Annotated in this window: 12 protein-coding genes; 1 reads left to right on the forward strand and 11 read right to left on the reverse strand. The window is 43.7% G+C overall.

What is annotated here, in order from left to right; all coding sequences use genetic code 11:
• Positions 1-76: 76 nt before the first annotated feature.
• The 10 genes from leuS to O3627_RS05895 all read right to left on the reverse strand — a co-directional run bounded on the left by leuS (position 77) and on the right by O3627_RS05895 (position 11,810).
• On the reverse strand, positions 77-2,578 hold the full coding sequence (gene leuS, locus O3627_RS05850; RefSeq protein ID WP_142998779.1) for a leucine--tRNA ligase: 2,502 nt from the start codon (positions 2,576-2,578) through the stop codon (positions 77-79).
• A gap of 165 nt (positions 2,579-2,743) precedes the next feature.
• Positions 2,744-3,838, reverse strand: a complete 1,095-nt coding sequence (locus tag O3627_RS05855; protein ID WP_125382117.1) for a glycerol dehydrogenase — start codon at positions 3,836-3,838, stop codon at positions 2,744-2,746.
• 47 nt (positions 3,839-3,885) lie between these two features.
• Positions 3,886-4,554, reverse strand: coding sequence for a fructose-6-phosphate aldolase (locus tag O3627_RS05860; RefSeq protein ID WP_049539551.1), 669 nt, complete (start codon positions 4,552-4,554; stop codon positions 3,886-3,888).
• A 14-nt stretch (positions 4,555-4,568) separates the two neighbouring features.
• On the reverse strand, positions 4,569-7,010 hold the full coding sequence (locus tag O3627_RS05865) for a glycyl radical protein (protein WP_049539554.1): 2,442 nt from the start codon (positions 7,008-7,010) through the stop codon (positions 4,569-4,571).
• Positions 7,011-7,178: 168 nt separating this feature from the next.
• Entirely contained in the window at positions 7,179-8,480 is a 1,302-nt protein-coding gene (locus O3627_RS05870) for a PTS sugar transporter subunit IIC (RefSeq protein WP_002911151.1), read from the reverse strand.
• A gap of 17 nt (positions 8,481-8,497) precedes the next feature.
• Complete coding sequence (locus tag O3627_RS05875; RefSeq protein WP_343092061.1) at positions 8,498-8,809, reverse strand: PTS sugar transporter subunit IIB; 312 nt, start codon at positions 8,807-8,809, stop codon at positions 8,498-8,500.
• 20 nt (positions 8,810-8,829) lie between these two features.
• Positions 8,830-9,153 (reverse strand): PTS lactose/cellobiose transporter subunit IIA, encoded by a 324-nt coding sequence (locus tag O3627_RS05880; protein WP_343092062.1) that lies wholly within the window; start codon positions 9,151-9,153, stop codon positions 8,830-8,832.
• Positions 9,154-9,485: 332 nt separating this feature from the next.
• Positions 9,486-9,977 carry a hypothetical protein gene (locus O3627_RS05885; RefSeq protein WP_343092063.1) on the reverse strand — a complete coding sequence of 164 codons (492 nt, stop codon included), beginning with the start codon at positions 9,975-9,977 and terminating at the stop codon, positions 9,486-9,488.
• 101 nt (positions 9,978-10,078) lie between these two features.
• Positions 10,079-11,050 carry a sugar-binding transcriptional regulator gene (locus O3627_RS05890; RefSeq protein ID WP_343092064.1) on the reverse strand — a complete coding sequence of 324 codons (972 nt, stop codon included), beginning with the start codon at positions 11,048-11,050 and terminating at the stop codon, positions 10,079-10,081.
• Between the two features lie 16 nt (positions 11,051-11,066).
• Positions 11,067-11,810: a DeoR/GlpR family DNA-binding transcription regulator gene (locus tag O3627_RS05895; protein WP_125336325.1), complete on the reverse strand. Its 744-nt coding sequence runs from the start codon at positions 11,808-11,810 to the stop codon at positions 11,067-11,069.
• A gap of 124 nt (positions 11,811-11,934) precedes the next feature.
• Between O3627_RS05895 and O3627_RS05900 the strand changes: the two genes are divergently transcribed.
• Positions 11,935-12,711 carry a glycyl-radical enzyme activating protein gene (locus O3627_RS05900; protein WP_032913016.1) on the forward strand — a complete coding sequence of 259 codons (777 nt, stop codon included), beginning with the start codon at positions 11,935-11,937 and terminating at the stop codon, positions 12,709-12,711.
• Between the two features lie 73 nt (positions 12,712-12,784).
• On the opposite strand, the gene O3627_RS05905 is transcribed toward O3627_RS05900, so the two are convergent.
• Positions 12,785-13,654 (reverse strand): glycosyltransferase family 2 protein, encoded by an 870-nt coding sequence (locus O3627_RS05905; protein WP_125408759.1) that lies wholly within the window; start codon positions 13,652-13,654, stop codon positions 12,785-12,787.
• Between the last annotated feature and the right edge of the window lie 44 nt (positions 13,655-13,698).

Below are 13,698 nucleotides of genomic sequence, written 5' to 3' on the forward strand. Positions count from 1 at the left end.
GTATTTGATAGCAATAGCATTTGTTGTCTAATGCAGACTTGATTGAAATCTCCTGCAAATGCAATAAACAAACTGATTATTTCACAACGATATTAACAAGTTTATTTGGTACGCTAATGACTTTTACAACTTCTTTGTCGGCGATTTCAGACTTGATTTTCTCATCTGCCAGGGCGATTTCCTGCAGTTCCTCTCGGCTCAGGTCCTTCGCTACGACTAACTTAGCACGAACTTTACCCTTGATTTGAACTACGATTTCAACCTCTGCCTCGACCAGCTTGCTTTCGTCATAAGTTGGCCAAGCTACATAGGAAATGCTCTGGTCTGTTTGAGCTACTACCTGCCAGAGTTCTTCAGCCAAGTGCGGTGCAAAAGGTGCCAGCAATTGGATAAAGCCTTTGGCATATTCGACATAGAGCTTTTCTTCCTTGTTGGCTGCATTGACAAAGATCATGAGCTGGGCAATGGCTGTGTTAAACTTGAGCTCCTCAATCTGCTCTGTGACAGACTTGACTGTTTCATGGTAGACCTTGTCTAAAGCTCCGCTATTTTCAGAGACAAGCTCCTTTGAGTTAAGAAGACGATAGACCCGATCCAGGAACTTGCGGCTGCCTTCTAACCCTTCCTCGCTCCAAGCGATAGACGCATCCAGCGGCCCCATGAACATTTCATAGACACGCAATGTATCGGCACCATATTGCTCCACTACATCGTCTGGGTTGACCACATTCTTCAGAGACTTAGACATCTTAGCAGGCGCCTGCTCCAGCTCTTCTCCAGTTTCGATGTTGAAGAAAGAACCATCGCGTTTTTCCACCTTGTCTGTCGCCACTAGAGCACCGCGACTATCACGGTAGCTAGTCCCCAGAATCATCCCTTGGTTAAAGAGTTTTTGGAAAGGCTCTTTGGTCGGAACCACTCCAATATCATAGAGGAACTTGTGCCAGAAACGAGCGTAGAGAAGATGGAGCACAGCATGCTCTGCACCACCGATGTAAATGTCTACTGGCAGCCAGGCCTTGAGCAAGTCTTCGTCTGCTAACTTCTCATTATTGTGCGGGTCGATGTAACGCAGGTAATACCAGCTGGAACCAGCCCATTGAGGCATGGTGTTGGTTTCACGGCGTCCTTTGACACCATCTTCCCGAGTCACTTCCAGCCAGTCAGTCAGATTGGCCAGAGGGCTTTCACCGGTACCAGAAGGGCGGATATCCTTGGTTACAGGCAGAACAAGTGGCAGTTCATTTTCAGGGACAGCAGTTGAAGTCCCATCTTCCCAATGAATGATTGGAATCGGCTCACCCCAGTAGCGCTGACGGCTAAAGAGCCAGTCGCGCAGACGATAGGTGACTTTTTCGTTTCCGACACCTTCTGCTTCCAGCCAAGCAACCATCTTTTCAATAGCGGCAGCCTTGTCTAAGCCATCTAGGAAGCCAGAGTTAATATGCGGACCGTCCTCTGTATAAGCAGCGTCAGCAACATTGCCCCCCTCTAAAACAGGAATAATCTCCAAATTAAATTGCTTAGCAAACTCCCAGTCGCGCTCGTCATGCGCAGGAACGGCCATGATAGCACCTGTTCCGTAGCTTGCAAGCACATAGTCGGCAATCCAGATTGGGATTTCCTTGCCATTGACAGGATTGATGGCATAAGCTCCTGTCCAGACACCAGTTTTATCCTTAGCCAAATCAGTCCGAGCAAGGTCAGATTTGAGACTGGCTGCGTGTTTGTAGTCTGCAACTGCTTGGGCTTGTTCTGCACTTGTAATGGCATCAACGAGAGCATGCTCCGGAGCCAAAACAGCATAGGTCGCACCAAAAAGGGTATCCGGACGAGTCGTAAAGACAGTGAAGTCCTTGTCTGTACCCTTAATCTTGAAGGTTACATTGGCACCGGTTGACTTACCAATCCAGTTGCGCTGCATATCCTTGATAGACTCAGGCCAATCCAGCTCCTCCAAGTCATTGAGCAGACGTTCTGCATAGGCTGTGATTTTCAGCATCCACTGACGCATAGGTTTACGAACGACTGGGTAGCCGCCGCGCTCAGATGTGCCGTCTGGCAGAACTTCCTCATTGGCAATAGCCGTTCCCAGCTCTTCCACCCAGTTTACTGGCACCTCAGCTTCATAAGCCAGGCCTTTTTCGTAAAGCTTGGTGAAAATCCACTGGGTCCACTTGTAATAATTAGGGTCAGTTGTATTGACCTCCCGGTCCCAGTCATAGGAGAAGCCAAGAGCGCTGATTTGACGCTTAAAGTTGGCAATGTTTTCCGCTGTAAAATCAGCTGGGTCATTGCCTGTATCCATGGCGTATTGCTCAGCCGGCAGACCAAAGGCATCCCAGCCCATAGGATGCAGGACATTATAGCCCTGAGCTCGCTTGTAGCGGCTGAGGATATCTGTCGCCGTGTAGCCCTCCGGATGCCCTACATGGAGCCCCGCTCCTGATGGGTAAGGAAACATGTCCAGCGCATAAAAGTTAGGCTTGTCCTTATCCGTACCTGTCTTAAATGTATGGTGCTCTGCCCAATATTTCTGCCACTTGGGTTCGATTTCTTTGTGATTATAATAAGCCATTCTTTTCTCCATTTTTTGTACTGTTTCTATTATACCATTTTCAAGGGATTTTGAAAGACGGAATTTCATAACTGCCAGACACATCAGCCAAAGGGACTCTCCACCAAAAAACAAGCCACGCTGTCAACCCTGCGGTTGGAAGGTGGCTTGTTTTGTATTTTGCTTTTATTTATCCAAATCCCTGACATATTGGTCGACTGCTAGGATGGCACCTGCAATGTCAGAAGCTGAAATCTCAAATGGCATCTGATGGATGGTTTCGCCCTCAATCGTCGCTTGCTGACCAACTTTGAGCAAATCTTCATAGCTGGCATTTTCTAAATGCATTTCTTTCAGAGTTGTCGGCATACCAATCTTTTGATAGAAGCGAATATATTTTTCCAATTCTTCTTTAGGTCGGTTTTCTAATAAGAGCTGGGTCAAAGTTCCATAGGCAACTTTTTCGCCGTGGGTCAAGTGATGAATATCGCCTGTAAGAGCTGTAAAGCCGTTGTGGATAGCATGGGCTGCCGCTAAACCGCCGCTCTCAAAGCCGACGCCGCTGAGAAGGGTATTGGCTTCAATGATATTTTCCAGAGCTGGGGTCACGACTTTCGCTTCGCAGGCTGCGATAGCCTGCAGGCCATCTGCAAACAGTGTTTCTTCACACTTCTTCGCAATTGCCACACCAGCTAAGCTCTGTCTTTGTCCCAGCATGGTAGTGCCATTTTTCTGCTGGACAGCACGCGCCTCTACCCAAGTCGCTAAACCATCTGCAATCCCAGAAGCCAGAAGCCGTTTTGGCGCTCCAGCAATCACTTTCGTATCCACCAAGACGAGTTCAGGGTTTTTACTATAGAAAATATACTTTTCAAAGGCGCCATCTTCTGTATAGATAACAGAAAGTGCTGAGGTTGGAGCATCTGTAGAGGCAATGGTTGGCGCAATGACCACAGGACATCCTAGTATGTCCGCAATGGCCTTCGCACTGTCAATGGTTTTTCCACCGCCTAGACCAATAACCAGGTCTGCTCCGTCTTTTTCAGCCAAAGCAACGACCCGTTCTATTTCAGCGTCAGAAGCTTCTCCGTTAAAAGCGACATGCAGCACATGAAAGCCATAACGTGTAAGGTAGTCATTGAATTTCTCCCCAACAATCTGGTAAACCACATCATCACAAAGCAAGACTGGATGGCTTCCTAATTGAAGAATCTGTTTCGCATTTTCAAACAGGGCATTTTCTCCCTGAATATAACGAGACGGGCTTGCAAAAATTCTCATAGAACACCTCTTTCATTTATTCATAAATAGAGCATTAAATATGCCTTTTAAATGTATTCCTGACTGTGAATTGCTGACCAGTCAGCAGCAAAGTCATCTACCGCCTTAGCGATAGACGGCATGGCAAAGGCTGCTGCAAAGATATCTGGTCCTGCTGTAATAGCTTGAGCCCCATCAGCAAAAGCACGATTGATTTGTCCAACATTCTTAAAGGAAGCTGCCAATATTTTGCTGGCGGAATGATCCCGCTCAATCGCCTGAGCCAACTGGCTGATGACAGCATCTGAATCAATATTGAGATTTTCCATGCGGTTATAGTAAGGAGCAAGATAGTCAGCCCCTGCTTCAATGGCTAATAGCCCTTGAAAGGTTGTATAAATGGCTGTCGCTGTAATCTTGTAACCTTCTGGTTTAAGAGTTTTGATAGCTGCCAGTCCAGCCGGTGTGACCGGAACTTTAATGTAGACAGCATCGCCGCATTTTTTTCGAATTTCAGCAGCATCTTTCAAGATTCCCTCATAATCCTTGGCAACAACCTGCACATGGATAGATGGACCTTCTCCTATGATTTCCCGAACAGCGCGAATCCGTTCGAAGAAGTCTATTTTTCCTTCTTTTTTTGCGATGGTCGGATTGGAAGTCACTCCCGCCAAAGGGAGGACTTCCGACCATTTTTTTATCTCCTCTAAATTTAAGGTATCAAGCATGAATTCCATAAATTGGACCTCTTTTACAATGTGTGCTCCGTACGTCCAATAATATCATCTTGCGTCGCCTTGGAAAGCACATTGAAGAAAGCAGAGTAGCCTGCAACGCGAACAATCAAATCGCGGTGTTTTTCAGGATGCTTCTGAGCATCAATCAAGGTTTCCCGAGAAACGACATTGTATTGGATATGATAGCCATGCAGACGGTTAAAGAATGTACGAAGCAAGGCAATAAGTTTCACTTTATCTTCTTCCTTAGACAGGGTCTGAGGATTGACTTTTTGATTGAGCAGAACGCCTCCTACGATTTCATCTGTCGGCAATTTGGAAACAGATTTTAATACAGAGGTCGGGCCATTCTTGTCCATATTGTGGGATGGAGAGCAGCCTTCAGCGAGCGGTGTTCCGGCATTGCGGCCATCTGGTGTCGCCAAAGTACCGCGACCTTGACCAACATTGGCTGAAATAGAAGATGTTCCTGAGTAGCGGATACCGCCAATTGGACCGCGGCCATAGCGGGTATTTGGATATTTAGCGATTTCATCCACATAAATATCGTAAGCATCTGTCACTAGCTTATCTGCGTAATCATCATCATTACCATATTTCGGTGCATCATGAATCAGCATCTCTTGAATTTCTTTACCACGCTCACCTGCATAGTCCGTTTCAAGTGCATGCCAGAGTTCAGCCGGAGTCAGCCTGCCTTCTTCAAAGACCAGCTTTTTGATAGCCGCCAGTGAGTCTGATAGATTGGCAATACCGACTTGAAGACCGGAAATATAGTCATAGACAGCTCCGCCCTCTTTCAAATGCTTACCGCGTCCGATACAGTCATCTGTCAAAGCTGAGCAGAGGATATCCGGCACTTCTCTTTCAAGAGACAGGTCGATAGAATTTTCCACGATAACACTCATGCGGGTCAAATGGCGCAAGGTCTTGTCCCAAGCCGTTTGCAGCTCAGCAAAGCTCTTCATATCTTTAAAGTGACCGAAGCTTGGCGCAAAGCGCTTGCCAGATGCTGGATCAATCCCATCGTTCATAGTAATCAGGAGCACCTTAGGGAAGTTCATATAGCTCATGCCTGTACAACGGTAGCCCCATTTACCAGGCACAGCAGTTTCCACACAGCCGATAGCACTGTAGTCGTAAGCATCTTCTTCTAAAACGCCTTTGGCGATAAAGGACGGAATGATGATTTCATCATTATTGAAAGCCGGCATACCGAAACCAAGCTTCATGACTTCGATACACTCATTCATAAAGCGAGCATCTAAGCCTGCATGATAGCGAACAGTCAGATTCGGCTGAGGAAGATGAGTTTGAGCTACAGATTTCAACACAAGGTAGGAAAGTGGGTTGACTGCATCTCTCTTATCTCTCGTTTGGCCACCGATTGTCACATTTTGATAAAGGGGACTGCCCGCAGATGAGAATGTGTGAGCCTGGCTGCGCACTTTATTAATGGTAATCGTCTTAATCCAGAGATTGGTTAAGCGTTCTACAATGCTAGCCTCTGTCTCACGACCAGCTTCCAAATCTGCCTTGACATAAGGATACATGTACTGGTCAAAGCGTCCATAAGAGAGTGAATGTCCGTTGGACTCGATCTGAAGGATACACTGGATAAACCAAACAGACTGAACAGCTTCAGCAAAGGTTGATGCTGGCTCGTATGGCACTTTAGAACAGATTCTAGCGATTTCTAAGAGCTCCTGACGGCGCTTAGGCTCTGCTTTTTCAGCCAGCTGATTGGCCAAAGCAACAAAACGCTCCGCATAAGCTTTCACAGCATCTACTACGATGAAAATGGAATCATAGAAGTGGTATTTGTCAAGACTAGCCGGATCGGTCAAATCCAAGGATTCCTTAGCTGCGCGAGCTTTTTCTTCAAAACCTTTCAGTCCATAGGCCAAGAGTTTTTGATAGTTGACCGCCAAGTGGGCGTCCCCAGAGTTCATCTTTCCTTCCATGCCAAAGAAGCCAGTTTCCATATAAACCTGAACTTCTTCTGGAAGTAGAGCCCCTGCTCGAGCACGGAGGTTATTGTTTTCCCAGAAAGGAGCAATACTGCGGAGCTGCTCTTTGGTTTCCTCTGTGATGTAGAAGACGTCTCCGTCCCGCTTCTCAAAAAGATCTAGTTCATTGAGTACAAACTCTAAAGTGTACTCTGGGAAAATAGGCGCATCTTTATTAGATGAAGCCTGATTGCCGACAATCATCGTTTCATCTTCGATATAAAGCGTCATATTTTCCAAAATCTCTTTGAGCATGTAAGCACGTTTCAACACATTTGGTTTTTCCTTATGCTTATCATAAGCCTTGGTAGCTAAGACAGCACGCTCTGCATCAATATAGGGCTTTTTATTTAAAACATCTTCCCGATATTTATTCATACGTTCTGTTAAGCTGCCAAAATAGTCTGTTTTTATTGTTGTTTTTTCTACTTCTTTTACTTGGATCATTTGGTCACGACCTTTCTTATGAAATTTAATTTATTTCTTTCGTAACTATTGTAACATGCAAAATCCTAGAATTCAATCATTTATAGGCGATTACTGAATTAAAGATTTTTTGCACATTTGTGCCATCTGAGCCAAGAAACTTTTGTGTTTTTATCCATCAAAATCAGATTATTCTTCATTTTTCAACTCGTTATTGTAGGCAATCTTATCCTGAAACTTCACAAATGGGAAATAGACAAAGGCGGACATGGCTAAGATGACAATTTGAATGACTGCCCCTTGCCAGCCAGCGACCATAAATCCAGAAATGATAGCCGGTGTACTCCAAGGCAAAGTCACACCTGCGAATGGTTGCATAAAGCCGACTGCAATCGCCATGTAGACAATCAAAGCAGCCAGAACCGGAACCAAAACAAAGGGCAGGAACATGACCGGATTCATCACAATCGGAAAACCAAAGACAACTGGCTCGTTGACATTAAAGATTGCCGGGAAAGCAGCAACTTTCCCCAGAGCCTTATACTGTTTGGACTTGGCAGCAAAGAGCATGGCTACGACCACTCCAAAAGTGATACCGGATCCCGATAAGATAAGAAAACTATCCAAAAATTGCTGGGTCACAATATGAGCGCCTTGACTGACAGACAACTTATCTGCAGCAAGCAGGGCCTTATTGGCATCTAGATTTGACAGTAGCAAAGCTGTTACGACACCATTGACAACAGACTGCCCATGAACGCCAAACCACCATAAGAAAGAAATGAAGAAAGCAATACCGATAGCTCCATACAGAGAGCCCGTCAGACCTTGCAAAGGCACCTGAATGACATCGTAAATCATCTCAATAAAGGTACCGCCACCAGTCGCTATCTTGGCAATAATGTAAACAACCATTGATAGCAAGAAAATAACGAAAGCTGGAATCATGGCTTCAAACTGCTTGGCAATCGCTTGCGGAACCTGCTCTGGCATTTTGATGACAATATGCTTTTGAATAAAAATCGTATAGATACTGCCAACTGCCAGACCAATGAGAATGGCTCCAATGATTCCTTGTCCGCCAAACCAGACCTTGGCAATCGCATCTGCAATCGCCTCACCCTTTTCTGGTATGTAGGAGGATTTCAAAAGGATAAAGAAAGAAGAAAGAGACAGCACCCCTGCCGGCAGAGGCTCTACACCGCTGTTCTTGGCATAAGAATAGCCGATTGAAAAACAAGAAATCAGCCCCATAATGGCAAAGGTTCCTGAATAAACCTGCATAAACGGTTCTGTCCAGTCAGCCCCAAACACACCAGCAATGGCTTGATTTAGACCTTCAAACGGCAATTGCCCTACAATCAAGAATAGACTTCCCACAACTGTAAGAGGCAAAATTGCCAACATACCGTCTTTTAAGGCGATAATCCCGCGCATATTGACAAACTTCATAATCGGCGCAATGATTTTTTGAGTATCCACTTTAGACATAACGAAGCTCCTTGATTTTAATGTTTATCCAACAAACTCAAAGCGAGGTTTAACACTTTTTCGCCATCTAGCATACCGTAATCAGCCATCGGAATAACTGCAATCGGAGTATGGCAGCTTTCGCAAATAGCTGTAGATTTGTCCAGAGTATAGGCTACCTGCGGGCCCAATAAAGCGACATCCAGATCCGCTGCATAATCAGCCAACTTAGCCTGAGAGTAAGCTTCAATCTCAGCTTCCATCCCTTTTTCAGCTGCAGCTATCTTCATATTGTTGACCAACATGCCTGTTGAAAAACCTGCCGCGCAAAATAAACCAATCTTAACCATCTTTTCATCCTCCTGATGATTCATTTTTTCCCTTGTAATTCTCTTCTCAAGTCGATGATTTCCTTGATGAGATTAATCTCCGTAATGCTGGTCATCAAATGATCTTGAGAATGAACAAACAGCGCTGTAATCTCTGTTTTCGTTCCTCCAGCTTCCTGAGCTAGGAACTTGGTCTGCAAGTTATGGGCCTCTAACAGCGCCTTATCTGCCAGCTCAATCTGCTCATCGCATTCTGAAAACTTACCATCTTTAGCTAGTGATAAAGCTTTATAAATATGCTGCTTGGCATCACCAGCGTCTAAGATAAGACCCATGATAATTTGATCTGCTACAATCATTTCCATATGTTACATTCGCTCCTATCTTTATAATTAACAAAAACCTGTTCTTTTGTTTGAAAGTGATTTATTTTTGTTTGTAACTAGAATGTATCACCTTTATCTCAGTCCGTCAATACATTATAGAACAAATTAGCTTATTTAAATTATTTTGCACATTTGTGCAGAATAAAAACTCCCCCCATAAAGGACAGTTCTGTACAGCTGTATTCATCTGCGATTCAAAGGCATTCTATTAGATTAATAACGATAAGCAGATTCGGCACAAAAAAAGAAGCAGCAGCTATTTGCTTCTACTTCCTCATATATGCTATTTTAAGAAACCGAAACTTATCTTTTTATACGGCCTTCTCAATTTCCTTTGCTATTTTACTTTTCCGCAATTTCCTCTGGAGGATGTATTTCAATAAAACAGCAAGATTCAGACTGTAGGATAATTGCCATTTAAAATAATTAATCCACTCGATGACAGCAAAAAACCAAATTGCTAAAAAGATTATGGATGTGGGAAATTCACTGTAATTTAACATAATTATCAGGGCCCCTACACCTAGTAAAATAAGGTCTAAGATCTTTAGTATTCTGTAAATCTTGCCTGTATATCTTTCAGCAAATCGTGGATTGGAAATCCTTTTTATCAAAATCCACCAGAAAACCGAGCCCTGTATCAAAATAAAACTCAGTACAAACAAGGAGAAAAAAATAGAAATTAAAGCTCCAGTAGTAAGAATCCATTTTTTGAGAAGGAAAAAATTCATCCAAAATACTAGCACAGCGACTAGCTCCCCTGTGGCTAAACTAGTCAATTTTCGTTTCATTGGCTTTTTCAAATCAAGAATCCACCTCCATACATAAGTGCTAATTCAGTATTAAAAAATAGGATTCCTAAATTTAGTTTTGGAAATCTCTTGCACCTGAGATGCCGCTACTATCAAGAAGTGAGGAAACTCCTTTCTCCGTCCAAGTCTAGCATTTTTAGAATCGTCGCTTCATCCGTAACCAAATGATTGACATAGCCAGCTCGCAACACCGCTAAGATAGCAGCAGATTTTTGACTGCCATAGGCAAAGGCCAAACTAAGCGGCACTTTTTTCAAATTTTCCAAAGAGATGGCAATCGTTCTATTTTGCAAATGCTGGTAGACCATCTCCCCTTTTTTATTAAAGAAGCGACAGCAGATTTCTCCGACAGCATCCTGACTCTCTAGAGCAAGAAAATCCTCTGAAGTCAGCATGTCCAGCCATTGACGATTTCTCGTGTCAACCTGCCCGCCAATACCAACCACAGCCACATCCAGCTCCTGCCAGCTGCTTTTCAGATCTTCAAAATATTTAGACGCCAATATTCCATTTGTCAGTTGCTCATTCTCCTGAATAATCGTGGAATTCATAAAACGGCAGTCCCCATGGTATTTTCCAGCCATGCTATAGATGAGGGTATTCACATGGTAGCGTGCATGGATATGACTGGGACCACCAGCCAAAGGAAAGAAATGGACATTTGTCAAATGCTTGCTGCTAGAGTGCTCTACTAAAAGGCTCAAGCTCTTGCCCCAAGAAAATCCCACTTTATCATTGTCTTTAATCAGGCTGCGCAGTATACCCGCAGCAGCTTGAGCCAACCTCTCTTCCAGGTCTGCTGGAGATTCATCTACTAAGTTACTGACAATTTCGATTCCCTTGAGCCCGTATTTTTCTTTTACATAGTTTTCCAAATGGAACAAGCGGGTATCGAAGTCTTCAATCTCAATCTTTACAATGCCCTCTTTTTTCGCTTCTGCCAGCATTCGGCTGATGGTGGTGCGATAAATCCCTGTCTCAGCCGCAATGTCAGACTGGCTTCTTTCTTCGATATAGTAGAGATAAGCAATTTTTGCCAATAGTTTTTTTCTTTCATTTTTCATCTTATCTCCTTCTCTGCTAGATCAGAGTCAGCTTGATATCGGCAGCTTTCAAGCGCTCAACAGCCTCTTTCGGAATCGCCTTGTCAGTCACCACTTGAGCAATCTGCTTGAAGCCAAATCTCTTAATCGTACCTTTTCTGGTAAACTTACTTGAGTCCGTCAAGACAATCATCCGGTCAGATGCCTCTGACATATACTGCACAACCTCACTCCGCATCAGATCCTTGCCTGTAAAGCCTAGATTTTCATCATAGCCATCTGTTCCGACAAAAGCATGTTCTACGTGGAAAAACCGAATCATTTCCTTGAGAAGAGGCCCTACTGTCACTTGAGAATCTTTCTGAAATTCTCCGCCCAGTAAGATAATTTTACAAGAATCAGTTTGTTTTATATAATCCGCAATAAAATAAGAATTGGTAATAATCTTGACATTCTTCTTCGTCCGGCAGATTTCCTCAGCTAGCAAGGCACAGGTCGAACCTGATTCAATCATAATGGTTTCATTATCCTGAACGATTTTTGCTGCTTCCTGGGCAATTCGGCGCTTGGTATCATAATGAAAGGAAAGCCTGACATTCAGATCATCGCCGCTATTTAAAACAGCATAGCCATGCTCTCTGCGCAACAGACCTTTGGTTTCCAGCTTATCCAAGTCCTTGCGAATCGTTACTTTGGACACTTTTAAGCGGTCAGACAAAGTATTGACATCGATTCGTTCAAATTCAGATACTAATTTAACAATTTCATCTAAACGTTCCATTCTATCACCTCTGCTATTATTGTAACAAAAGGCGCCTTAAAAATAAAATAAAAATAACTTTCATTCGTAATTGTTTTTCTTTCTAAAATAAGTTATAATGATTGTATCCAAAGGAGGCCTGAGTATGGAAACAACAAAAGGAATTATTTTCAACATCCAACATTTCAGTATTCATGATGGACCAGGGATTCGTACAACGGTTTTCCTCAAGGGCTGTCCTCTACGCTGCCCTTGGTGCTCTAATCCAGAATCACAGCAATTCAGACCCGAGCCTATGCTGGATGCTACTACCAAAAAAAGCATCACTATGGGGGAGGAAAGAAGTGTCGAGGAGATTATCAACGAAGTCCTAAAGGACAGAGATTTTTATGAAGAATCTGGCGGTGGCCTAACCTTATCTGGCGGAGAGATTTTCGCCCAGTTTGAATTTGCCAAGGCCATTCTCAAAGCGGCTAAGGAAAAAGGGATTCATACCGCTATCGAAACAACTGCCTTTGTAGAACATGAAAAATTCGTGGATCTCATCCAGTACGTTGATTTTATCTATACAGACCTGAAACATTATAACTCTGTCAACCACCGCAAGGTGACTGGAGTAAAAAACGAATTAATTGTTCAGAATATCCACTACGCCTTTACTCATCAAAAGACGATTGTTCTGCGCATTCCTGTCATTCCAGATTTTAATGACTCTTTAGAAGATGCAGAGCGGTTTGCGACTTTGTTTAATGAACTATCCATCAATCAAGTCCAGCTGTTGCCTTTCCATCAATTTGGCGAAAATAAATACAAATTACTCGGTCGAAAGTATGCCATGGAAGATGTCAAGGCCCTGCATCCTGAAGACTTATTTGAATACCAAGATGTCTTTTTGAAGCATGACATTAATTGTTATTTTTAGTCTTTAATTTTCAAACACTAAAAAAAAACAAGCCGCACTCTTAGCCCTGCGGTTGAAAGGTGGCTTGTTTTATTTATTCTCCAAATAGTTTGAGTTTGCTTTCAATTTCCTGATAGACCAGACTGGACTGCATACCGACGGCTGCAGCGCTGTCGCGACAATACTGGAGCAGGAAGGTGTAGTATTTGTAGTAGAAGCTCAGGTCATAGCCTAGCTTACCTAGAATAGCTAGCTGCTCCTCAAAACCTACAATCAGGTCTCGGAACCACTGCTCATTCCAAGTCATGGAGATGCTATTTGGACGCAAGCGATAGTAATAGAGCGGTTCATTGAGGTAGATAATCTTCTCTGACTGAAGGTAAAGCTTATAAGTCGTGAAGGCATCTTCAGCCACTCGGCCGACTGGATAGCGCACTGTATCAAAGAGCTTACGTTTATAGAGCTTGGCCCAGGCACAGAGAAAGACACCGTCTAGCATGCGCCGTCTAGGGTACTCCTCGATTATTTCTTCTCGCGTATAGAGGGTTTCAAAATGCTCTGTCGAATAGTAGAGGAAGGCTGAATCCTCAGCACGGAAACTACAGTGGTGACCAATGGCAATGTCCGCATCATACTCCTTGAGCTTTTCATAGAGGCGGGCAACATGCTGCTCAGGCAGCCAGTCATCCGAATCCACAAAAATCAAATAGTCTGCACTGGAGTGCTCAATCCCTGTGTTGCGGGCACCGGACAAACCTTGATTGTCCTGATAAATGAGACGAATCCTCGCATCCTGATCAGCTAGCTCTTGGCAAATCTGACCAGAAGCATCTGTTGAACCATCATTGACTAGAATAATTTCCAGATTTTTATAGGTCTGACGACAGACGCTGTTCACACATTCTGCTAAATACTGCTCAACATTGTAAACAGGGATGATAACACTGATTAATTCCTGAGACATGATAACTCCTATTCTTTTCCTGTCTTTTTATTATACATGATTTT

Origin of the sequence: Streptococcus sp. 27098_8_82 (genome assembly GCF_041431615.1) — a bacterium.
Lineage (GTDB): Bacteria > Bacillota > Bacilli > Lactobacillales > Streptococcaceae > Streptococcus > Streptococcus sanguinis_K.

What these genes read in the sequence shown, in the direction of transcription:
- leuS (WP_142998779.1), bottom strand. Translation starts at nt 2,578, where the DNA reads ATGGCTTATTATAATCACAAAGAAATCGAACCCAAGTGGCAGAAATAT.
- O3627_RS05855 (WP_125382117.1), bottom strand. Translation starts at nt 3,838, where the DNA reads ATGAGAATTTTTGCAAGCCCGTCTCGTTATATTCAGGGAGAAAATGCC.
- O3627_RS05860 (WP_049539551.1), bottom strand. Translation starts at nt 4,554, where the DNA reads ATGGAATTCATGCTTGATACCTTAAATTTAGAGGAGATAAAAAAATGG.
- O3627_RS05865 (WP_049539554.1), bottom strand. Translation starts at nt 7,010, where the DNA reads ATGATCCAAGTAAAAGAAGTAGAAAAAACAACAATAAAAACAGACTAT.
- O3627_RS05870 (WP_002911151.1), bottom strand. Translation starts at nt 8,480, where the DNA reads ATGTCTAAAGTGGATACTCAAAAAATCATTGCGCCGATTATGAAGTTT.
- O3627_RS05875 (WP_343092061.1), bottom strand. Translation starts at nt 8,809, where the DNA reads ATGGTTAAGATTGGTTTATTTTGCGCGGCAGGTTTTTCAACAGGCATG.
- O3627_RS05880 (WP_343092062.1), bottom strand. Translation starts at nt 9,153, where the DNA reads ATGGAAATGATTGTAGCAGATCAAATTATCATGGGTCTTATCTTAGAC.
- O3627_RS05890 (WP_343092064.1), bottom strand. Translation starts at nt 11,050, where the DNA reads ATGAAAAATGAAAGAAAAAAACTATTGGCAAAAATTGCTTATCTCTAC.
- O3627_RS05895 (WP_125336325.1), bottom strand. Translation starts at nt 11,810, where the DNA reads ATGGAACGTTTAGATGAAATTGTTAAATTAGTATCTGAATTTGAACGA.
- O3627_RS05900 (WP_032913016.1), top strand. Translation starts at nt 11,935, where the DNA reads ATGGAAACAACAAAAGGAATTATTTTCAACATCCAACATTTCAGTATT.
- O3627_RS05905 (WP_125408759.1), bottom strand. Translation starts at nt 13,654, where the DNA reads ATGTCTCAGGAATTAATCAGTGTTATCATCCCTGTTTACAATGTTGAG.